Source organism: Pseudomonas sp. M30-35 (assembly GCF_002163625.1).
Lineage (GTDB): Bacteria > Pseudomonadota > Gammaproteobacteria > Pseudomonadales > Pseudomonadaceae > Aquipseudomonas.
Genome location: NZ_CP020892.1, coordinates 3,709,353 through 3,730,662 on the forward strand (window position 1 = coordinate 3,709,353; position 21,310 = coordinate 3,730,662).

General features: G+C 50.9%; 13 protein-coding genes. 4 read left to right on the forward strand and 9 right to left on the reverse strand.

The genetic code is table 11. The features are described 5' to 3' along the window. Positions 1–11 precede the first annotated feature (11 nt). The 4 genes from B9K09_RS17140 to B9K09_RS17155 all read right to left on the reverse strand — a co-directional run bounded on the left by B9K09_RS17140 (position 12) and on the right by B9K09_RS17155 (position 4,966). Positions 12–2,141, reverse strand: a complete 2,130-nt coding sequence (locus tag B9K09_RS17140) for a bifunctional diguanylate cyclase/phosphodiesterase (RefSeq protein WP_087517958.1) — start codon at positions 2,139–2,141, stop codon at positions 12–14. A 500-nt stretch (positions 2,142–2,641) separates the two neighbouring features. Next, the gene (locus B9K09_RS17145; RefSeq protein ID WP_087517959.1) at positions 2,642–3,265 is read right to left on the reverse strand and encodes a MarC family protein; all 624 of its coding nucleotides are present in this window, start codon (positions 3,263–3,265) and stop codon (positions 2,642–2,644) included. Positions 3,266–3,555: 290 nt separating this feature from the next. Continuing rightward, entirely contained in the window at positions 3,556–4,212 is a 657-nt protein-coding gene (locus tag B9K09_RS17150; protein WP_087517960.1) for an OmpA family protein, read from the reverse strand. A 109-nt stretch (positions 4,213–4,321) separates the two neighbouring features. Then, positions 4,322–4,966 (reverse strand): MBL fold metallo-hydrolase, encoded by a 645-nt coding sequence (locus tag B9K09_RS17155; protein WP_087517961.1) that lies wholly within the window; start codon positions 4,964–4,966, stop codon positions 4,322–4,324. Positions 4,967–6,037: 1,071 nt separating this feature from the next. Between B9K09_RS17155 and B9K09_RS17160 the strand changes: the two genes are divergently transcribed. Further along, entirely contained in the window at positions 6,038–6,658 is a 621-nt protein-coding gene (locus tag B9K09_RS17160; protein ID WP_087517962.1) for a response regulator transcription factor, read from the forward strand. Between the two features lie 5 nt (positions 6,659–6,663). Further along, positions 6,664–10,293 (forward strand): transporter substrate-binding domain-containing protein, encoded by a 3,630-nt coding sequence (locus B9K09_RS17165; protein ID WP_087517963.1) that lies wholly within the window; start codon positions 6,664–6,666, stop codon positions 10,291–10,293. Between the two features lie 255 nt (positions 10,294–10,548). Here the strand turns inward: B9K09_RS17165 and B9K09_RS17170 are convergent, their stop codons facing one another. Next, the gene (locus B9K09_RS17170) at positions 10,549–11,559 is read right to left on the reverse strand and encodes an AraC family transcriptional regulator (RefSeq protein ID WP_087519145.1); all 1,011 of its coding nucleotides are present in this window, start codon (positions 11,557–11,559) and stop codon (positions 10,549–10,551) included. A gap of 233 nt (positions 11,560–11,792) precedes the next feature. On the opposite strand from B9K09_RS17170, the gene B9K09_RS17175 reads away from it, so the two are divergent. Next, on the forward strand, positions 11,793–12,632 hold the full coding sequence (locus B9K09_RS17175; protein WP_087517964.1) for a metal-dependent hydrolase: 840 nt from the start codon (positions 11,793–11,795) through the stop codon (positions 12,630–12,632). 59 nt (positions 12,633–12,691) lie between these two features. On the opposite strand, the gene B9K09_RS17180 is transcribed toward B9K09_RS17175, so the two are convergent. Beyond that, positions 12,692–13,669 carry an alpha/beta fold hydrolase gene (locus B9K09_RS17180; protein WP_087517965.1) on the reverse strand — a complete coding sequence of 326 codons (978 nt, stop codon included), beginning with the start codon at positions 13,667–13,669 and terminating at the stop codon, positions 12,692–12,694. Between the two features lie 378 nt (positions 13,670–14,047). Here B9K09_RS17180 and B9K09_RS17185 point away from each other — a divergent pair, with 378 nt between their 5' ends. Continuing rightward, a complete protein-coding gene (locus B9K09_RS17185; RefSeq protein ID WP_177408676.1) occupies positions 14,048–14,887 on the forward strand; it encodes a hypothetical protein in 840 nt (279 codons plus the stop codon). A 21-nt stretch (positions 14,888–14,908) separates the two neighbouring features. On the opposite strand, the gene B9K09_RS17190 is transcribed toward B9K09_RS17185, so the two are convergent. The 3 genes from B9K09_RS17190 to B9K09_RS17200 all read right to left on the reverse strand — a co-directional run bounded on the left by B9K09_RS17190 (position 14,909) and on the right by B9K09_RS17200 (position 21,191). After that, positions 14,909–17,656, reverse strand: a complete 2,748-nt coding sequence (locus B9K09_RS17190) for a LuxR C-terminal-related transcriptional regulator (RefSeq protein WP_087517966.1) — start codon at positions 17,654–17,656, stop codon at positions 14,909–14,911. Positions 17,657–17,856: 200 nt separating this feature from the next. Then, on the reverse strand, positions 17,857–19,230 hold the full coding sequence (locus B9K09_RS17195; protein WP_087517967.1) for a DUF1329 domain-containing protein: 1,374 nt from the start codon (positions 19,228–19,230) through the stop codon (positions 17,857–17,859). Positions 19,231–19,259: 29 nt separating this feature from the next. Further along, a complete protein-coding gene (locus tag B9K09_RS17200) occupies positions 19,260–21,191 on the reverse strand; it encodes a DUF1302 domain-containing protein (protein ID WP_087517968.1) in 1,932 nt (643 codons plus the stop codon). Positions 21,192–21,310: the final 119 nt, after the last annotated feature.

Here is a 21,310-nt window from a genome sequence, read left to right on the forward strand (position 1 = left end):
CGTGCAGCCGGTTAATCAGCTGGCTGCAACTCTACTGAACGGTAAGTCCAACTCAGCATGACTTCCTCTGGTTTTAGTTCCGCCGCAATTAAAAACCCTTGCAGCGCATGACAACCATGTCGCACCAACCAGTCGCGTTGCGCTTTGCTTTCAACTCCAGTGGCAATCACCTCAAGCCCTAGGTTTTGTCCGAGCTGAATGATCGATTTAACAATCGCCGCATCCATTGGAGACTCAAGCATTGCCTTGATGAACTGCCGATCAATCTTCAAGCTATCCAAATCAAAGTGGCGCAGATCAGCTAGCGAAAATGGCCCTCGGCCAAACCCATCAAGTGTGGTCTTAACGCCTAAACTGCGTAACCGTTTTAACTGTTCACGACTGTGAGTAATGTTTTGCATCAGCGCAACTTCTGGGATTTCCAGCTCGATCTGCGCGGGCTTCACCACACTCTCACGCAATGCCTGACTGAGGTCATCGGTCAACCCGGTCAAACTGAACTGCAGCGCACTGATGTTGATACTCACGCACACCTCATCAGCCACCTTATCCGCTAACGATTGACGCAGTGCGACAGCCTGGCGAAAGATCCACACACTCAATTCATTGATTAATCGAGAGCCTTCCAACACTTGCATAAAATCAGCTGCCGGCATCAGGCTGTTATCCGCCTGCCGCCAACGCAGCAACGCCTCAAAGCCGCGTAACTCTCCGCTGGCCAGATTGAGCTGCGGTTGATAAGCCAGGCTAAATTGTTGCTGACTCACTGCGCTGCGCAACTGGTCCTCAAAAACCCGTTTCGAGTTCTCGCGCCCGCGCATTTCTTCAGTATAAATACGGTATTGGCGACGACCGCCGCGCTTAGCTTCGTACATCGCCATATCGGCAGCGCCAAGCAGCGCTTCTACGCCCATGCCCTCTTCAGGCAAATAGGCAATACCAATACTGACGCCCAGATTGAAATCAAAACCATTGAGATTGCGCCGTCCCGATACAGTCTCAATCAACTTACTGGCAACCCGCTCCGCGTCCTCGGGTTTGCGCAGGCTATCGAGCAGCAAGGTGAACTCATCACCGCCCATTCGCCCAAGCGTGTCATATGAGCGAATGCACCCGCGCAACTGTTTCGCGACCTGACACAAGAGCACGTCACCGGCATCATGACCCAGTAAATCATTAACCCGCTTGAATCCATCCAGATCCATATACAGCACGGCCAGCCCGTGTCCACTTCGGTCTCGACGCGACAACGCTGTGGTCATTGCTTGAAGAAATCCACGACGATTAAATAGCCCCGTCAACGCATCAGACTGAGCCAGCGATTCAAGCTGTTGATGCAGGCTACGCGTCACCGACATATCCAGCGCCATAAAAACCATGGCCTGCTGCGTCGGGAGTGGTGAGCAAGATAGTGCAACCGGCAACTGCTGTGCATTGCAGGTAAACAGCAATGCATCATGTACGCAATAAGTCTCGCCCTGCAGCCAACGCTGGTAGTAACTGCAGGCCTGCCACTTTTCAGTCACTGGCGGATTTTGCAGAAAACGCTGTACCTGCAAGCCCAGAAGCTCTTCTATTGGACAGCACAACATACTGGCAAGCGCAGGATTTGCGTAGCGTATTTCCCCCTGATCGGACACCACCATGATGCCTTCGGCAGCGTTATCAAGTATCGATGCATTGAAGCTGCGCGCAGTATCAAGTTGCTCAGTTAAAACACGCAGCTCACGGCGCTGGTACTCAAGCGCAAGCAACACGCTGACCTTATGACTGAGCACTGCGGGGTCAAATGGCTTTTTGATAAAATCGATAGCACCGGAGGCATATCCGCGCGCCAGAACCGCATCAGTTTGATCGAGCCCTGAGAGAAATATAATCGGCGTCAATAGGGTCTTCGGGTTCTCACGCAAGCGCCGAGCAACCTCGAAGCCATCAATCCCTGGCATCTGCACATCGAGTAAAATCAAATCAACGTCGTGATTTTCCAAGAACTCAAGCGCCGCCGCACCGTTGTTGACGCAGTGCAATTTTCTTGATGGCTGGTCGAGTAACTCCTGCACCGCATCAAGATTATCCTGAAGATCGTCAACCACTAGGACGACCTGCACTACCGGTTCTTGATCTAGTTGCGGTTTTAACATAGAGCCCCCAACGCCAGAGCACTGCAATTCGTGCTGCACACTTCTGTGGTAGCGACCACGCCGCTATTTTCTTGAACGACTACCACTGAGCTTAGTCAACCAAATAAAAATAGCACTCTGCCAGCAAACGATCATTACGCTCACAAAAAGCCCGCCGGCTAGACAAGGTAGCGAGCAGAGAGAGTACATGGCGAAACGACTAACGCGTGAAACAGCCCAAGGCTGGCCCGAAAGGTATGCGTCAGTAAGTCAAAGGTGCAAAACGGCCGGGCTCGTGCCCGACGGCCCCTAAGAGCATTTGATTCGCGTTACTCAGCCCTTCGGGGGCGCAGCAGGGGCTGCCCCAGCAAAGGGCTGCCCCAGCGAGGGCTGCCCCAGCAATCTCTAGCATCGTAGTTCCCCAGAGACTTCTTAATAAAAAGATCCCTTAATATTGAACATGCGTCGCGCTTGATCTAACAACCTACTTAGATGCTTTATTAGCTGAGAGGCGTGTAAAGCTACAAAGCATTACTCATACTGACAACTTCATAACCTCCAGCAATCAATAGCTGGACACCTATCACTGCCAATATCATCCCCATTAACTGAGTGATAACCTTTAAACCGTTACCCCCTATTACCTTTACCACTTGAGCACTGAAAATAAAGCAAAAAAAAGTAATCAGCCCGAGCAATGCATACATTGAAATGGCCATGATTGCACCAAGGGAACCTTCTGAAGCAGAATAATTCATTGCGGTTGCAATAGTGCCTGGGCCAACTAAGATAGGGACGGCAATAGGGCTTACTGCAATATCAGTATCCCCATCATCCTCGGCATGAGAACTCGAATTATGCCCATTTAGCATTTGATAGCCGACGATAAAAACTAAGATACCGCCTGTAATACGCAATGCAGGCAAAGTAATACCAAGCAAGTGAAAGAGCGCTTTACCTAGTAATGAAAAAAATGCCACAACACAAAAAGCAATAACCGTTGATTTAATTGCAATTCGGTAGCGCTCAGCCTTATCTATTTTACGCGTTAATCCAGCAAAAACCGCCGTATTCGGTATGGGGTTAGTAATCGCAAAAAAACCGAGAAAAATAGTGATAAGCCGACCGTAGATATCCATATCCATGTTATTGCTCCTTTAAATAAACAAATCCAACCCATTTCCGACTTGCAATGATAGCTATTTAGCCGAAATTTCCTGCTCCCTAACCATTGACAAAAAGCTTATCAATTTGTGAAACCCTGCCATTTCACTCAACCCAAACTAAATCAACCCTCTCTTATCTATAGATCTTACATGTAGATATAAAAAATCCGAAACTTTTGGGTTCCGGATTTTTCCGCTGAACAAGTATCAGTCAATGATTCTTAACTGAACAGCATTGCCCAAGCTTGAGGTTTAGGCCCTCGCCGAGGTTATAGCTGGCGAAGGGTAATTTCTACCCGACGATTTTGGGCGCGACCTGCTTCGGTCGAATTGCTGGCGATTGGATTATTAGGACCTGCGCCAAAAGCCGAAATACGATTGCCCGCTACGCCATTTGAAGCGAGATATGAGGCTACACTTTGCGCACGTGCATTAGACAGATTCTGATTGAGCGCCAGCGAGCCGGTGCTGTCAGTGTGACCGGTAATATCGATACCGTTCTTGTCGAACTCTTTAAACACGGTTACCAGCGAGTTCAGCGTTGGATAAAAGCTGCTGGAAATGTCAGAAGAGTTGCTCGCAAAGGTGATATTGCCCGGCATGATCAGCGTTAGCTGGTCGCCATTACGCTGAACCTGCACCCCCGTTCCGACCAACTTCTGGCGCAGTTGAGCTTCTTGTTTATCAACGTAGTAGCCATAGCCACCCCCTGCTGCACCCCCTACGGCAGCGCCGATCAATGCGCCTTTGCCGCGGTCCTTCTTGCTTGAAGTTGCCGCGCCAATGAGAGCACCAGTTACCGCGCCAATGCCGCCATAAATACCTGACTTGCCAGCTTCACTTTCCCCGGTGTACGGGTTGTTAGTACATGCGGCAAGAAAAGTAGATGCTACAACTACCAGTGCAAAATTACGCACATTGCTCATAAATATTCCTTTGTTTCCTACTGTTAAACAGGCAAGTACCTGCGCCTTCAAGCTTAAGATAATTTCAAGCGTACCAACTCTTGCTGTCACACCGCTAGCCGCTCGATGTTCAGGCCTTTATAAATGGGTTCTCGCGCATCTCATCTCCCAACAGTGTGTCTGGTCCGTGTCCAGTTACCACGGTTGCGTCTTCATCAAGGCGATACAAGCGCTGCTTGATCGAACGCTCGATGGTTGCATAATCTCCACCCCACAAATCTGTACGGCCGATACCGCGCCGAAACAAAGTATCACCAGCGATCAACAGCTTCGCTTGGGGAAACCAGAAGCTCATGGAACCTGGTGTATGTCCCGGTGTGTGTAACGCCACGCCACAACCGCAATCCAGCGCTTGATCATCTTCCAGCCACTGATCCGGTGATGGCACTGGCGTATACGGCACGCCAAACATTTTGCACTGCATTTCAAGGTTGTCCCACAGGAACTGGTCTTCCTTGTGCAGGTGCAGCGTTGCGCCGGTTTTCTCCTTCATCTGCCCAGAGGCCAGAAAGTGATCCAAATGCGCATGGGTGTGAATGATACTGACAACCTTCAAACCATGAACATCAAGACGCGCTATGATCTCATCGGGATTACCGCCCGGATCAACCACAATCGCCTTCTTACTGATGGGATCACCAATGATCGTGCAGTTGCACTGCAAAGGCCCGACAGGAAAGGTTTCGCGGATTAACGTGGGTTCGATTACGTCCATAGGTGTTCCTGCTGGGTTGACCATACAATTTTGGCACAGACGGATTCGCACATGCGAACAGATCAAGACGTAACCGATGCAGTTACAGATCAGGCCTACGAATGATTAGGCCTCAACCAGGCAAGCGCGGCCAATATTACCTAGAAGTAGTGTATGTCCAGTCTCCAGCGCACAATTTGTGGCATTCCGGAATTGCCCCGCCACTCAGCCAGAATAGTCCTACATAAAACCTACTGCGTTTTGGCCACCATAGCACCGCCTTATCTGAGCGACATGTGCTTGCTAGACAGTACCACTGCTAGTTTTGGTCGTTAAGGAGAAATCCTTTTACACCCAGAGCCGCAATAGAGGTCAAGAACTGATACACGTTTGAGACTCTAATTGTACGTTTTGCAAGGACAAAGAGTGCTTGCTCACAGTTTGACGAGTCTTAAGAAACCTCTGCCAAAGGTACGAATGACAGGAGAGCCGTCTGCCACGACCCGCGGTAGCATTCGATTTTAGTTGTTCCAAATGAGTATTTTTAGCGGTGCTTTCGACACAGAACCTTTCGCCTGAGCAATGGCTTGCGCAACAAATGTGTTGCCGCAGCACGGACTGCCCCAGCAAGGGCTGCCCCAGCATGACCAAATGCAGTAGTTTCTGGCCCCCCTCAATCTCTTGCTCGAAGCCATGCGTAGCATTAATTCATGCCCTTAGACCAATCAACGGCGTGGTTTCAGCTAGGCTTTTGGATATGTCGAACGCTGCATTTGGAAAATACATCGATGTAAATAACCGATAGCTGATAACGAGACCTCTATCATAGCGATTGGCTCTTTGGGCACTTGCCTGATTAGTTAGACGATTTGGCAGCAGAGACTATGCTTAAGGAACTAGGTGATTACAAATAATTGCTAAACCAATACAGTCACTACGAAATATTGCCATTGAGACCACATCTGTATTTGCTGTACACGAGACTCATGCCTGTCACCCGAACATTGGGCTGCTTCAACGCCGCATACCGCTGCCACTGGAAACATCCTGAACATGTAAGTCTTAATATTTATTAAAGTATTTAGGAGCCGTATGCGCAAAGTTATGATTGTTGACGACCACCCTGTGATCCGTTTAGCCGTTCGAGTACTACTCGAACAGGAAGGATATGAAATCGTGGGTGAGGCTGACAACGGTGTGGATGCTTTGCAGCTAACTAAAGACAAAAAACCTGACGTTGTGATCCTTGATATAGGTATTCCCAGGCTGGATGGGCTACAAGTTATTGCTCGACTTAAAGCCACAGGGGGATCGACTCGCGTGCTAGTGCTAACCTCGCAGCCGGCAAGCTCTCTGGCAAACCGTTGCATGCAGGCTGGGGCGGCAGGCTTTGTCAGTAAAGACCAAGATCTAGCCGGACTATGCGGCGCAGTCAATGCGATTTTATCCGGTTATACATACTTTCCGTATGGAATTATTGGAGCGACTCACGAGGGTGAACAGCCCGAAAATAAATTATTGGAAAGTTTGTCCGATAGAGAACTTATGGTGCTTCAACACCTAGCCAAGGGCATGACCAATAAACAAATTGCCGACGTAATGCTATTAAGTAACAAAACCGTAAGTACCTACAAGACACGCTTGCTGCAAAAGCTCGGCGCAACGTCTTTGGTCGAGTTACTTGAGTTCGCCAAACGTAACAATGTTGCTTAATACGGATGATCCATATTCTGCGTATCCTTTTCCTGATTCTTTTATGTTTGGGTGCATTTACTAATGCTCATGCAAGCGAAACGGCAGCAAACCTCACACATCTAACGCTGTTGGGACAATCTCAGTCAGCTCTGCATCGCACACAGTTAAGCGATGACGACTGGGATTGGCTACGCAAGAAAGAAACATTAGTCATAGGTACGTTTGGCACAGACTACCCTCCATTCAGGCTCGGTAGCGATAGCAACGAGTTCACAGGTATAACGGCAGATATCATCTCGCTCATCAGCAGCGAGCTAAGTGTAAAGTTTAAGGCCCATCTCTATAAAGATCGCCATGAGGCAGTTGATGCCCTCAAGAACGGCGATATAGACATGCTCACCTCATTAGCATCGATTGAAGATGATAGCGACCTACTAGAAAGTGAGCCCTACATTAATTCGACACCTGTCTTAGTCCAGCCTACGGGAGACAGCTGGGAGGGGTCGGAAGGAGCATTGGCCGGAAACAAGGTTGCTTACAACCTTTTGGACATGAGTCATGTACAAGCTGAAAACTTGGCCCCGGGGGCAATACTCACACCATTTTCAAGCAACCTAGAGGCATTTTCATCGGTCGCATTTGGTTTGCAGGACGTTGTGTTAAGCGATGTTGTTTCCGCCAATTACTTGGTCAACACCTACTACGCAAACGAATTGAAAGTAACCAATGCATTCTGGGGCGCTCATTCCAATGGCTCACGGTTTGTATTACGCCACAATAATGAGCGGTTACTGAGCATTCTCAATAATGTAATCCGTACTGGTATTTCAGATGAGCAACGCAAGAGCATCCTAAAGCGCTGGAGCGGAGGCGGCCTTTCCAGCGTCGAGACCCCCGAGTTAACCACGCTGCAGAGACGCTGGATTGATGCGCATCCTATACTGCGTGTTGCAGTAGCTGAAAGTTTTCCGCCGTACTCATATTTTGGCAGTGACGACAGCTACTACGGGCTCACTGCCGACATACTCGCGCTGATTCAGACACAAACCAACCTAGAGGTAGTAGTCACTCGATTTGCCAAGATCAATGACATGTTCGACGCCTTGGCCGATGGAGAGGTCGATATGGTTGCCGATATTTCGCCGACGGAACAGCGCAGTGACCGGATGGCATTCAGTCGGACCTATATGTCAGCGCCCTATGCACTTGTCACCATGGCGAACCAACAAAGCATCGTATCCCCAGAGCAAATGCGTAATAAGCGTATTGCAATCGCTAAGGGACATGCATTGATACCCTACGTACGCGAGCACTATCCAAACATCGAACTGGTCGAAACGCTCGACACATCAGATGCTTTCGCAATGGTCGCGGCTGGTGACGCGGAGGCAACCATCCAACCATTGTTCGTTGCCCGCTACTACATCACACGTCTCTATAAAGATCAGTTGCGCATTAGCACGACGATTGCCAAGCCATTATCAGCCTCATCCTTTGCGCTACGCCGCGAAGACCGTCAACTACAAGCGATTATCAACAGCGCGTTGATGGAGATATCGCCTGACGAATACAGCGTCCTGATCAATCGCTGGCGTACTCGCGTGGTACTGTCACCACCCTCCTGGCGCAGTTACAGGCAGTTGATCTACCAAGCAATAACAGTCGCGGTAATAATACTGGTGGTCTTTCTCGGTTGGAATTTCTACCTTCGTAACCAGATACGCAAGCGACAAGTAGCTGAACGCGAACTTAGCGAGCAGATACAGTTCATGGAGTTGCTAATCAACGGCACGCCGCACCCAATCTATGTTCGAGATATCGACATGTGTGTGCGCATATGCAATGACAGCTATCTGGAAGCGCTGGGGGCATCCAGAGAAGACATCATCAACCATTCCGACCTCGAGCATTTTTCAGCCGAAGATGCTGAGGATATCAAGCGGGATCACCATCGAGTAATTGTTGAGCGAGAGCCGGTCATTATCGACCGCATGGTCACTATTAATGGCCAGCTTAAAGTTATTTATCACTGGAAACTACCCTATCTCGACCGCAACGGCGTAGTGCGTGGGATCATCGGCGGCTGGGTAGATATCAGTGACCGACGAGCCTTGCTTGAGCAGCTACGAGCCGCCAAAGACCAAGCTGATGCGGCGAACCGAACCAAAACCACGTTCTTGGCTACCATGAGCCATGAGATCCGCACGCCACTCAATGCTGTGATTGGCATGCTTGAACTTTCCCTAAAACGCAAAACAAATGCCCCGCCGGATCACGCATCACTCGAGGTGGCTTATAACTCAGCCCGCGGGTTGCTGGAACTGATTGGCGACATTCTGGATGTAGCCCAAATCGAGTCTGGACATCTGAGTATTAACCCGGAACGAGCTGATCTTAGGCAAATAGCTGAAGGTGTGGTTAGGGTCTTCGAAGGGTTGGCAAGACAAAAGTCACTGGAGTTAAAGCTCGAACTTGAAGGGGCACTCGAAGAACAGGTATTACTTGACCCACTGCGCTTCAGACAGGTGCTATCAAACTTGATCAGTAACGCAATCAAGTTCACCACGCAGGGACATGTTTTACTCAAGTTAGTCGGCACCTCTCTAGATAATGATTATGTGCAGTTAAGCGCTGAGGTGTCCGATACAGGGATTGGTATCGCTAAGAAAGATCAGGAAACCCTGTTCCAACCTTTCGTTCAAGTGAATGAAACTTCAGGCGGTAGCGGCTTGGGGTTAATGATTTGTCAAAATATTGTCGAAATGATGGGGGGCACCCTCCACTTAGAAAGCCAAGAGGGTATGGGAACTCGTATCACCGTCGAGCTAAAACTGTTGTGCTTAGAGGCTGCGCAGAAAAGCAATGAAATAGCCACCCCGGATCAAAAACCCAAACAAGCACTGCCAAAACTAAAGGTTCTAGTCGTTGATGACCATCCGGCCAACCGCATGCTCTTGGCCCAACAAATGGCGTTCCTGGGCCAGCAAATTGAATGCGCAACGGATGGTAGGAGTGCCTTTACGCTTTGGCAAACACAATATTTTGACCTCGTTATTACCGACTGCAACATGCCAGTTATGGACGGCTACACGCTAAGCCGGGCGATACGAAGCAAAGAGAAAACGCGAGGAGGCAAAGCCTGCACAATCCTTGGGTTCACTGCCAATGCGCAACCTGAAATGCTTCAGCGCTGCATAGACGCTGGTATGAATGGCTGCCTATTCAAGCCGGTCGAACTTGATGACTTGGCGCATGCCCTTAGCGCGCTTGAGCAACCAGAATCTGTGAGTTCCTCCGCACCCTCCGATGTGTTTGATCAAGAGGCGCTCGAACGGATTACTGGAGGTAACAAGACCGTCAGCATGAAACTGCTCGATCAAATGAAAATAAGTATCGCAGAAGATCTTTCCAACCTTGAGCCCTTGCTCGCGACAGGGGATCTAGTAGCACTTACTGAACTCGCGCATCGCATCAAGGGTGCTGCGAAAATTATTAAGGCCTCTGAACTAGTCACCTGTTGCCAAGCTTTGGAGGGCGCTTGTGCAGCACAAGATACAACACAAGCCATAGAAAAAGCGCAACGCATGAAGCGCGCCCTACAAACGCTTGCCAGCGCCCTTGAACACACTATTGATCTTGATGGCACTGCTTGAGTCCTCCCAAAAAGGCTGCACCCAGACTCAGGCGCAGCCTGTATCAGGCTACTTAGCTTGTTCCATGACAGGTAAGGCAACAAGTTTAAGCAGTACAGGCCTCCCGCAAGGATGGCCTCACTCCAGTCCAACTTAGCAGCCTCGTTACGCGTTTCGACTTGATTATCGATTACTAGAGGGGGCTTTAAGACGCAGCGAGTGGTCGTCGCGGTTGCTGCATTCAAAACATAAATTGAGACCCTCAAAACGAGGGAACTAGCGATACGCACTAGGTGGTCTGCCGGTCCATTTTTTAAACGCCCGACGAAAATTAGACGGGTCATTGAAGCCCAAAAGATAGGCGATTTCATACAGTGGCAAATGTGTAGTCGTCAGGTACTGCAGCGCCAAGCTGCGGCGCACATCATCAAGCACTTCTTGGTAACTGGTCCCCATACTGGAGAGGTGCCGACGCAGAGTTCGGCCACTGGTATGTAATGCTTTAGCAGCACTCGCCAGATCTGGAAAATCGCCAGGGCGCGCGAGCAACAAACGGCGCACACGGATTAGCAGCCCATCCTGAATATCCAAGGTTGAAAGTAGTGCTTCACATTGCTGCTCACACATCTGCACCGTAGCGGGATTAGCCAGCGCCATCGGCTTTTCCAGATACAGCTTAGGTATGCTCAGGTAGAGGTACGGCTGCTCAAACTTTGCAGCCACACCAAACACCTGCTCATAGCGATCGGCATAATCAGGCTCGGCATAGGTAAAACCCACCTCAACATCACGTAACTGTTCACCCACCAGAAAGCCGGCAATGGTGAACAAGCTGGCAAACAACCCTTCTGCGGCAAACCGGTTGAGGTCGCCTAGCGGCATGCTTTCACTGGCGCGCAATTCGACTCGATGCGCCAACTCAACACGCTCGAGCTCAAAGCTAATGCCGAGTACCCGATAGTACTTAAGCGCAAACTGAATCGCCTTATCGAGGTTGGCGCTTGAAAGCACCGCATAACCAAGAATGCCGTGGGTCGACACATTCAGCCTGCGGCCCAACAACAGGCCTAATGCCGGCTCGTTGCTCAGGCGTAATGCGCTGAGTGCGAGCAAGTTAAAATCCACAAATGACAGTCGCCCCTGTGGGCTATCCAGCACTTGTGGGCGAACATTTGCGCCCGCATAAACCTGCTCGCGGCTCACATCCAGCTCCTCCAACAACTCGAGAAGAGCCTCGGCATAGGCAACCGGCACCAGTTCTGCGTTGAAATTCAAGATCGACGTCATCAGTTTCTTATTGTTGTTGGCCAGATATGACCATAGACCAAAAACATAACCAAAAGCATAGAGACGCAGCAAGCAGATAAAACCGACTTCGCCATTTCTGCTGATTTCTAGCTGAGATACCAGCTTATGTCGTGGCCATATATGACCTGAATATTGGCAGTTGATAACCTTTTCCAATAGACACGAGCCACTCATAGTGGACTACCTAGAAGAACTATAAATCAGGAGTCAGCATGGTCAGTACTACGCCTGCGGGATTAAAAATTCGCCCAAGACACATGGATTTCGACTTTCCCAATCCCTTGCCTCGGCATTGGCATAGCGGCGACGCCTTCAAGAGCCATCTGTTTGACTCCATGTCAGTGTTGTTCCCTGATGGAGAGCGTTTCTTCATCGATTCGGTGCGTAAATTTCGCGACCAGATAAGTGACCCTGAACTGTCTGAGCAAATACGCGGTTTCATAGGCCAGGAAGGTCACCACAGTCGCGAGCATTTGGTTTACAGCGACCGTCTGAGGGACTTGGGCTACGATATTACGCGAATGGAAAATCGCGCGAAAAAACGCATCCAATACACGCAAAAAAAATTCTCTGCAAAGCGCCAATTAGCTGCGACCGCCGCCATGGAACACATCACCGCGATCATGGCTGATGGCCTTCTACGCAATGAACTCCAGATGCAAGGTGCGCACCCAATGATGCGCCAATTGTGGCGCTGGCATGCCTTGGAAGAAACCGAACACAAGGCGGTGGCTTTCGATGTTTATAACCAAATTTGCGGCGATAGAAAGATTCTCCATCGAGCAATGCGTATGGGTACCTTCTTTTTCATCAAGGACACATTTCTCGGATTGGCGCACATGCTTAAACAAGATGGCTTGCTGTGGAACTGGCGGGTGTGGCGCGATGGCCTGCGCTGGATGTGGGGTAAAGAAGGTGTATTTCGACCCATGATCAAAACCTACAAAGACTTCTTCAAAGAAGATTTTCATCCATGGCAGCACAACAATATTGAGCTGCTTTATGCCGTTCGCGTTGAGTTCGACGAGACACAAGAACCCGCTGCTGCGTGAATTAAATCAGCGCTAGCAACACCCTTGGCTTATAACCGCTAATAATGGGTGGGACATTCTCATCCGTCATTAGCGGCAACGGATGGAGTGGAGAATTCGAGTGAGTCACGTGCCAGCATAAACTGCAAAGCATCGGCGGCACTTTTCCAGGGAATCTCCTCCATAGGTAGATGCCCAACGCCCGGATAGGTTTTGACTTGAATACCCGGCAAGTCACGCTGCCATAACTGCACATGCGCAGGCGAAATCCAACGGTCGGACTCCCCCCATAACAACAAGGCAGGCACTCTAAGCCTGGCGACTGCTGCCGGAGTTTGATGCAGCTGGGTACGGTTGATCAACACCAGTTGCCGGAAAATCTGCATCATGGCCTTACGGTTTCCGGGGCGCCGGCTCAGCCGATAGTAGCGTTCAATCACATTCGGCTTAATTCTCCGCTGATCACCGTAAACATCTTTTACACCTTGAGCGATCAGTGCTCGAGGCATCCAGATCGGCATCAATACCGTAGAGCCCGGCAACCCAGACGCGGCGATCATCCATGGCATTTTTTTCATGGTGTAGCCCGCAGGGTCGATCAACACGAGTTTCTCGACGCGTTCAGGTTGGCTCAAAGCGAAGTTCCATGCCACATATCCGCCCAGTGAATTGCCAGCAAAACTGGCCTTCGCCACGCCGAGGTGATCCATCAACAGACTTACGACTTTGAGCATCCGCTCAATCGTATAAATGCCATCCACGCTTGGCCCAGTCAAACCAAAACCGGGAAGGTCAAAGCGGATCACCCGGTAATCCTGGCTAAATTCCGGAAGCCAGTCATCCCATGTATGCAGCGATGCAACAACACCGTGAAGCATTATTACTGGTAGCTTGCGGTCACCTTCATCGCGGTAGTGCACGTTAAAACCCACCAGCTCAACAAACTCAGAGCCACTATTCGCCGGCGCATAGAGCGATTTCAGCTCATTCAGGGCCAACGCCCCCCCCCAAAAGAACTGAACAGCTTGGCCACACGCGAAAACAGTGCGGTGTCGGATACAGACATTAAAAGCCCCTATTTATAGTTTTATATAAGGTTTTGACACCACCGTTGGCTGATAACAAAACGCCCCCAAATACCCACGAGTACGCCCACAGCCTTTAGCCATAACACCACGCCGGGGGACATTGCTCTACCAAACCTAGGTACAGAGCCACAACAGCCCTAACCAAGAGTGCGACTGCGTAACTTCTACTTCGGGGTTAGAGGTAACGCTCAGGATCTTTAACGCGAGAAAGCGGCTGCAAGCACCCTGCAACCCATACTTTCATTCGGCAGACACAAGGCACTCGAAACGCTAGCGTCAAACTCGGCCAGTACATGCAGGGTGCCTTGGGTGCAGTTAACCAACAGATATCGTTCATTCAGCTTATTAGTGATCACACTCTTACTGTTGTGGATCAACGTTGCCGGAGCCACTCAACTGTTCTATTTGGGTGAAAAAATCCCGGACATACAGCGGCCTTGGAGCAGCACCCATTACCAATCCTTGATTGCGGCCTTGCAAAAGGTAAATCAAACCCAGGCCGACGCGCTGCCAAGGCGTAGCGGAGAGTTTACGGGGCCAATCTACCAACGCATGGTCAGTGATGAGAATCTAAAAGCACAGCTGAATATCTACCGACCATTAGTGTCGCGCCAGAACGAGGCACGAGAGTCTTTATTCCAACTCAAAGAGTTAATGCGCTTGTACTTTGACTTCAATGCTGCCAAACAGCCTTATGCTGCTGAGGCTCTTGGTTTGATGAGCTACTCACTCAATCAACAAGCGGTACTTTTTAGTCTGACTACAGAGTTCTGGATGACCCTTTCACCGGGCGAACAAAGTAACCCAGTACGCCTTAACGGGCTGGTTGAAACCAAGGATGCTGCTGCATTGCTGACCAAAAGTTCGCTCGATTACCTAGAGCTCACTCAACAGTTTGGTCGTGAAGAATTGGTTCTATACAGCGCGGATCTGAGCAAGCAGTTACCCCGCTTATTTGTGCATCTATCCAGCGATGCCCGGCAAGGATTGTTGGAGCGAATCACCTATATTGGGCAATCTCACTCAAACCCCGCCGTACGGACTAACATTGAGTCGCTGCGGCCTGTATTGGTAGAACTTCAGGACGATATGCAACAACAGCTAAACCTCAGCAAGCGTAAGCAAACCGAACAAAAGTCCGCGCCACAACTGAGTTTGAAACTACCCAAGCCTGACCTACCCTTCTAAGCCAGCTCCAAACAGCTCGCCTCAGAGCAGCCCCAAACTATTAGCCCGCGCGACCGCTTGGGTTCGCCGCTCAACCCCTAGCTTGCTGTTGATATGCCGAGCATGGGTTTTAACGGTATGCAGCGAAATAAATAACCGCTCGCTGATTTCCTGGTTTGAACAGCCCTTGGCAATCAACTCAAGTACGGCTTGCTCCCTACTACTCAAGGCATCGATGAGACTCAGACACTCGTGCGTCATTTCGGGCCGTGGATCAAGCGCCGGTAACAGCGCCAGTAACGCTTCATTTACTGGGTTACTAGTACGCGCCATAAGCTGCTCACGTAACCACTTCGGTTTATGCACCAGGAGCTCATCAAACTGTAGCAAGCCGCCTCCTGTAGCCATCTCCAGCGCATTATTGAGGTGCTGCTGCGCCTCTTGCTCTCGGCCAGAATGGAGCACAAGTAAAGTCAACTGCACTTCTGCAAACGAACCAATAAACTGTCCACCCGTTGTTTTTGCCCGCTGAATCAGCGCTTTTAATCGTCGCTCGGCTTCGGTGACACGCCCTTTAATCCGCTCAAGCACCGCTAAATGGAAGTCGATGTGCAACGCCAACTGTGGATGGTATTCAGGTGCTGTTGCAGCCTGTCCAACGCCATAGGTTTCATCCAACCGCTCAAGCCAAGCCTCAGCAAGCTCGACCTGACCTTGGCGTAACCACAGCTCACATTTGATTAGCGTAATCATCGCAAGATAATAAACAGCAGGCACATCCCAGATGTGCATCAGTCGTTCTGCATCACTGAGCAAGGCGAAAGCCTCGGACAAGCGCCCTTCTCGGCCTTCTTGACTGGCTAAAACGCAATAACCGATCAACACATTAATGTCGCGACATGCACGCGACTCTTTGATACCCGCGCGCAAATGAGAAGCCGCTTGTTTAGGCTGCAAACTTAGAGAAAGTAAGGTGCCCTCATACAGTTTGAGTCTGGCGCGAGCCGCATAAAAGCGGTGGGCCGGGACATCACGTAGCAACTCCAAACCTTGGCGCGTTTCTGCCAACGCGCGCGAAATCTCACCGCGTGCTTGCAGCACTCGAGCACGGTCGTAATAAGCGAGCGCCTCAAACAGCGGATTGGCAATACGCTGGGCAAGCTCCAATGCGTCGCGATTAAGCCCGCGTGCTCGCCATAGATCGCCTTGCACAATTGCCAGGTTCGCCAATATCGACAAGCAGGTCAGTCGCGGACCATAACGTTCGTGAGACAACCCGGCCAATGCGTCTGTACAGAACTCGATGGCTCGCGAGCTATCGCCGCGCCCCCGCGCAATCACGCCACTAATCGCTAGCCATTGCGCGACTAATTCTCGTTGCTGTTGATCAGATGGTGCAGGCAGAAAACGACTGAGCTGCGCGGCAAGCTCTTCAGCGGCGTCAAGCTGACAGGCTAAAGCCAATGCCCAGCTATACAGCAAGATCAGCCTGGAAGTACTGCTTAGCAAATGATCCGGTAGATCCATTTTCCAACGTAATAATGCCGAAACATTTTGCTCCGCCAATAACTGCTCTTCTGAAAGGCTCTGCACTAGATTGGCGGCAACGTCCGGCTGTCCTGCCTGCAGGGCCTGTTCGATTGCTTCATCAAGAAGGCCTTGAGAGCTGAACCAACGACAGGCACGTAAATGCATGTGAGCAACATTTATCTCCGAGCTTTGCAGGGGACGGGCCCGCAATAAATCGGAAAACAGGTGATGATAGCGAAACCATTTACCCTGCTCATCCAACGGGACGAGAAATACCTGGTGCGTCTGCAAGTAGTCCAAAATACTCGCGCTGTCGCGACTATCACGAATCACATCGCACAGTTCAGCGCAGAAGCGATCCATTCTCGCGGTGTCATACAAAAATGTCTGAACGTCGGCGGGCTGACGCTCAATGACCTCTTCAAGCAAGTACTCACGAATCAGTCCTTGCGCACCATGTGGCACTGCCATCACATGATGCAGGTCCGTCAATTGTCCGGCATCAGTTGCCGCCAGCAGCCACAAGCGCAGTCCGGCAATCCAGCCTTCACTGCGCACGCACAACTCAGCCAATGCTTCCGCGGGCAAACTCGCACCCTGTCGACTCAGCAACTGGCTGATTTCGTCTTGCGTCAGGCGCAGATCCTGCTCGTTTAGCTCCAACAACTGCTGAGATAAGCGCAGCCGTGCAAGATGCCAATCGGGACGCTGACGACTCGTCACCAAGAGCAGCATCCCACTTGGCAGATGATTCAGAAGAAACTGCAGGCAGCGGTCAAGGACTGCGCCCTGAGCCAGATGATAATCATCCAGCACCAGCAACAACGGTTGGCGCGGATCCAATACACGGGTCAGGTCATCAAGGAGCGCATCCAGCCACTCTTCAAATGCAAAGGGCTGATGGCGTTGACGCATCCTCAATAACCCCAGCGCCTCATCCCCGACATTCGGGTAATGTTGTTGAAGTCCCAGCAACAGACGCTCCAGGAACTTACCCGGATCACTGTCGCGTTCGCTCAAACCCAGCCATAGGTTTTGCCAGTTACTCGGCAAATGCTCACAAAACTCAATCGCCAAAGAGCTTTTACCGAAACCGGCAGGTGCAGACACCAACACCAACCGGCCTTGCAGGCCGCGCTCTAGACGTAGACACAGGCGTGACCGGGAAATATGCCCTTCAGGCAGCGGCGGCCTGTAAAAACGTAATTCCCCTTGGGCGGTGATGCGAGATGAGCCCGGCAGGCTAGATAAATCGGTCATTTGCCAGTTCTTGGATTAGTTAGGTCAGCAATCTACATGACATAGCACCAGACTAACGGCTTGATCAAGGCATTTGAAGCACTTAGGTGTAACCACACATAAAAGCAGAATTATCTCGATTGCCATCCAATTCCGTTGCACTCAGTCCTGAGCAAAAAAAACCGGCACTAGGCCGGTTTTTTTTGCAGGGCGAGATACGCTTAGCGTACGCCAGCCTGGCGCAGCGCCGCTGGGGTGAAATCACTCTCGGTGGCTTTGAAGTTGAAGTCGTAGGCTTGTTTCTCCTCGTTCTTCATACCCAGTGCCAAGTAACGTCCGGACAACAGGTCATAAAGGGTTTCCAGGGTGTACCAAGGCACCTGGTAGTTGTAGTAGTACTGCGAGTGAGCTTCCGCTACACGCCATAGAGTGCCACGGCCGTCGTAATGATCGATCGCTGCAGCTTGCCAGGTATCTTCATCGATAAAGAAGTCACGCTTGGCGTAGATATGACGCTCGCCTTTTTTCAGGGTTGCGGTCACGTGCCATACGCGGTGCAGCTCGTAACGGGTCAGGTCTTGATTGATGTGGCCCGGCTTGATGATCTCGTCATACTTCAGCTTAGGCGAATCAAGGTCATAGCTGTTGTAAGGGATGTACTTCTCTTCCTTACCCACTAACTTCCAGTCATAACGATCTGGCGCGCCGTTATACAAGTCGAAGTTGTCCGAAGTGCGCAGGCCATCGGCAGCGGTACCTGGACCGTCATACGACACCTGTGGAGCACGACGCACACGACGTTGACCGGCATTGTAGAGCCAAGCCAAACGCGGCTCTTTTACTTGGTTAAGGGTTTCGTGAACCAGCAGTACGTTACCTGCCAAACGCGAAGGCGCAGTTACCCGCTGTTTGAAGTAAAACAGCACGTTGCTTTCTTTGCTTGGATCGTAGTCAGTCAGCGAGTTACGAAAGGTAAACTCATCCTGGAAGTAAACCATTGAGTAAGAGCCGTTCGGCTGCGGCGTAGCTTGCGCCACGACCCGCTTAATGCTGCCTCCGCGGTAGCGAGTGATGTGGTTCCAAATAACTTCCAGGCCATCCTTGGGGATTGGGAACGGGTTGGCGGTATCGAAGTTTTCCATACCGTTGCCGCCCTCAATCAACTTGGTGTTGAGCGCATTTTTCTTGGTCGCCTCGATAATCTTGGCGGGCACGCTTGCCGTACGATGCGTGGTGTAAACCGGCATCCTGTAGGTAGTCGGATAACGCTTGAACATCGCAATCTGACCCGGTGTCAGATTAGCTTTGTACTGATCCATATTTTCGGCAGTGATGGTGAACAACGGCTTTTCACCGGCGAACGGGTTGGACAGAAACCCGCCAGAGTCAACCGTACCTGCGTTGGCTGGCAGGCCTCCGGTCCAAGCTGGGATAGTTCCAGCAGCGTTCCCAGCCATTTCAGCACCGAGAGGAGTCAAGCTGGTTCCCAGCTTTGCTGCTTCTTCGGCGGAAACGGCAGCAAGTACGCTGGTTGAAATCGAACTCAAGGCAAAAACTATTGCACTCGTTTGTAACAGACTTCTTGTTGTTTTCATAAATACAGCCTTCCTTTAAATCGGGTGCCTTAGAAGTTCATACCGAAGCTGAGCGCAGCAAAGTCGCGATCCGACTGAGTGCTGTAATCACCACCGAAGAAGTTGGTATATGACAGGCTTGCGGTGTAGGTATTCTGATACTCAGCATCAAGCCCCAAACTCACACCTTTACGGCCTTCTTCAAAGTTGGCGCCTGGACCAGGGGAATACCCCTCGACATCATGCGACCAAGAAACGCTTGGCTTGAGGTTGATACCCACCAATGCATCCGGGTAATCCCAGATTGCTCGGGCACGGTAGCCCCAGGAGTTAGCCGTGGTGAAACCATCGTTATCGCAGTAGCGGCTAACGTTCTTGCCATTCGGGTCACCCAGAGTGCCGGCGTTCAGTGCCTGGCATGATGCAACACCACCGATCTCTCCCGGCAGCTCACCTGGACCGAAGATAGGGTCGCGGCCATAACGTGTGTCGCTACTGCTCTCAAGGCCACCAACGTGAGTCCAGCCAACCTCACCGATCAAGGTCAAGCGGCTTGCACCCATCACCTGATCAATAAAGTGAGTGAAGGTGGTTTGCAGCTGGGTGATTTCTTTACGGCGATAACCTGGCAAATCCTGGCCTGCCTGACCATCCAACAACGAAGCGTTGTCGTATACCGCGTTGCCACCGATGCTGATGGGGTTCAGACCGGCATACAAAATGTCAGTGGTGTTGAGCTGAACAGGCGCATTCGGCCGATAGCTCAACTCACCGCTCCACGCTGTGCCGGTAGGCAAGGTGGTCGAGAAGCTCAAGCCATACAAGCGAATGTCTTCCGGGTACTCAATGTAATAACTACCGTTACCCGCTGTTGCAGCAGCAGCCAAACGCGCGGCTGTAGATGCCCCCACTAAGCCAGCGGCAGAGGTTGCAACTGAGTTAATGGTATTGGTGGCATCAACTGAAGCACCTTGGCCGCTAAAGATCGGCAACCGGCTGTGGTAGTTCATGAAGTAGGCGCCGAACTCAGTGTCTAGCTGATCCGCGAAGTAACGGAATGCCACACCGTACTGGCCGCTGTCTCTGGCGTCACGGTCAGGACCGCGTTTCACCACCAAACCTTCATCCCAAGGTGATGGAGTCACACCTAAGCCAGCACCACCAAGGATGCTGTTGATCAGGTTAATCGCTGCAGGGTCGTTGGACAGCACCGCCAGATTCTGGTCGCAACCATCGGCCACGACGTCAGGCTGAGAGAAAAAAGTGCCGCAGTTATCAACCACGGTCTGATCCCACTCAAGCTGATAGAACGCTTCCATCGAGAGGCTGTCTGTCAGGCTCTGTGATACGTAGAACATGTTGACGGGAATCAGACCTTCCTTGATCTCCGCACCAGGGCGGCGGAAAGCGGAGACATCAACTGGGTTGATCGAGTTGATCGAGTTCTGGATGAAGGTACTTTCCCCCCAACTCACAACCTGCTTACCTAAACGCACAGTACCCGGCTGATTGCCGATGGCATAGTTGTGGTAAACGAAGGCATCGAGGATTTCTGCACCGGAGGCCTGCGCCGCGGTTTTGCGATTGTGATCATCAATATCTTTGAAAGGACGATCTTCGTCTTTCAACTCGAAGTCATACCAATACTTGCCGCGAACAAACACGCCAGTATCGCCATACTTCAACTCAAGGTCGTGAATACCCTTGAAGATTTTAGAAAAGGTTTCGCCGCTCTTGAAGTTAAGGCGCGAATCATCTGAGGTTTGTGAAAGACCACGACCGCCGTTGTTAGAGCCAATCAGATCTTTGTCAGGACTCTCAGTAGACCAGCTTGCACCGACAGAAAGCGAGGAGTCGAACTGCCCCTCTATCTCACCAATGTTGAAGGTCACACCAAATGCAGGTGCGGCAAGAGTAGAAGCGAGGCCTACTGCCAACGGCAGTTTCGCCAGACGCCACTGTGGACTGATTTTTATTGTCATCGACACAACTCCATGGTGTTTTATTTTTATTTATGACTCGACTATATCCAGCGTGCAAAGCGGATTGATCCCTCGAAAGTGTGATTTGCAGAGCCTCAACCACTCTGGCCCAACGGTTT

Excerpts from the sequence above, each read along its gene's own strand:
- B9K09_RS17150 (WP_087517960.1), bottom strand. The coding sequence starts at position 4,212 with ATGAGCAATGTGCGTAATTTTGCACTGGTAGTTGTAGCATCTACTTTT.
- B9K09_RS17145 (WP_087517959.1), bottom strand. The coding sequence starts at position 3,265 with ATGGATATGGATATCTACGGTCGGCTTATCACTATTTTTCTCGGTTTT.
- B9K09_RS17175 (WP_087517964.1), top strand. The coding sequence starts at position 11,793 with ATGGTCAGTACTACGCCTGCGGGATTAAAAATTCGCCCAAGACACATG.
- B9K09_RS17165 (WP_087517963.1), top strand. The coding sequence starts at position 6,664 with ATGATCCATATTCTGCGTATCCTTTTCCTGATTCTTTTATGTTTGGGT.
- B9K09_RS17170 (WP_087519145.1), bottom strand. The coding sequence starts at position 11,559 with ATGACGTCGATCTTGAATTTCAACGCAGAACTGGTGCCGGTTGCCTAT.
- B9K09_RS17140 (WP_087517958.1), bottom strand. The coding sequence starts at position 2,141 with ATGTTAAAACCGCAACTAGATCAAGAACCGGTAGTGCAGGTCGTCCTA.
- B9K09_RS17190 (WP_087517966.1), bottom strand. The coding sequence starts at position 17,656 with ATGACCGATTTATCTAGCCTGCCGGGCTCATCTCGCATCACCGCCCAA.
- B9K09_RS17155 (WP_087517961.1), bottom strand. The coding sequence starts at position 4,966 with ATGGACGTAATCGAACCCACGTTAATCCGCGAAACCTTTCCTGTCGGG.
- B9K09_RS17160 (WP_087517962.1), top strand. The coding sequence starts at position 6,038 with ATGCGCAAAGTTATGATTGTTGACGACCACCCTGTGATCCGTTTAGCC.
- B9K09_RS17200 (WP_087517968.1), bottom strand. The coding sequence starts at position 21,191 with ATGACAATAAAAATCAGTCCACAGTGGCGTCTGGCGAAACTGCCGTTG.
- B9K09_RS17195 (WP_087517967.1), bottom strand. The coding sequence starts at position 19,230 with ATGAAAACAACAAGAAGTCTGTTACAAACGAGTGCAATAGTTTTTGCC.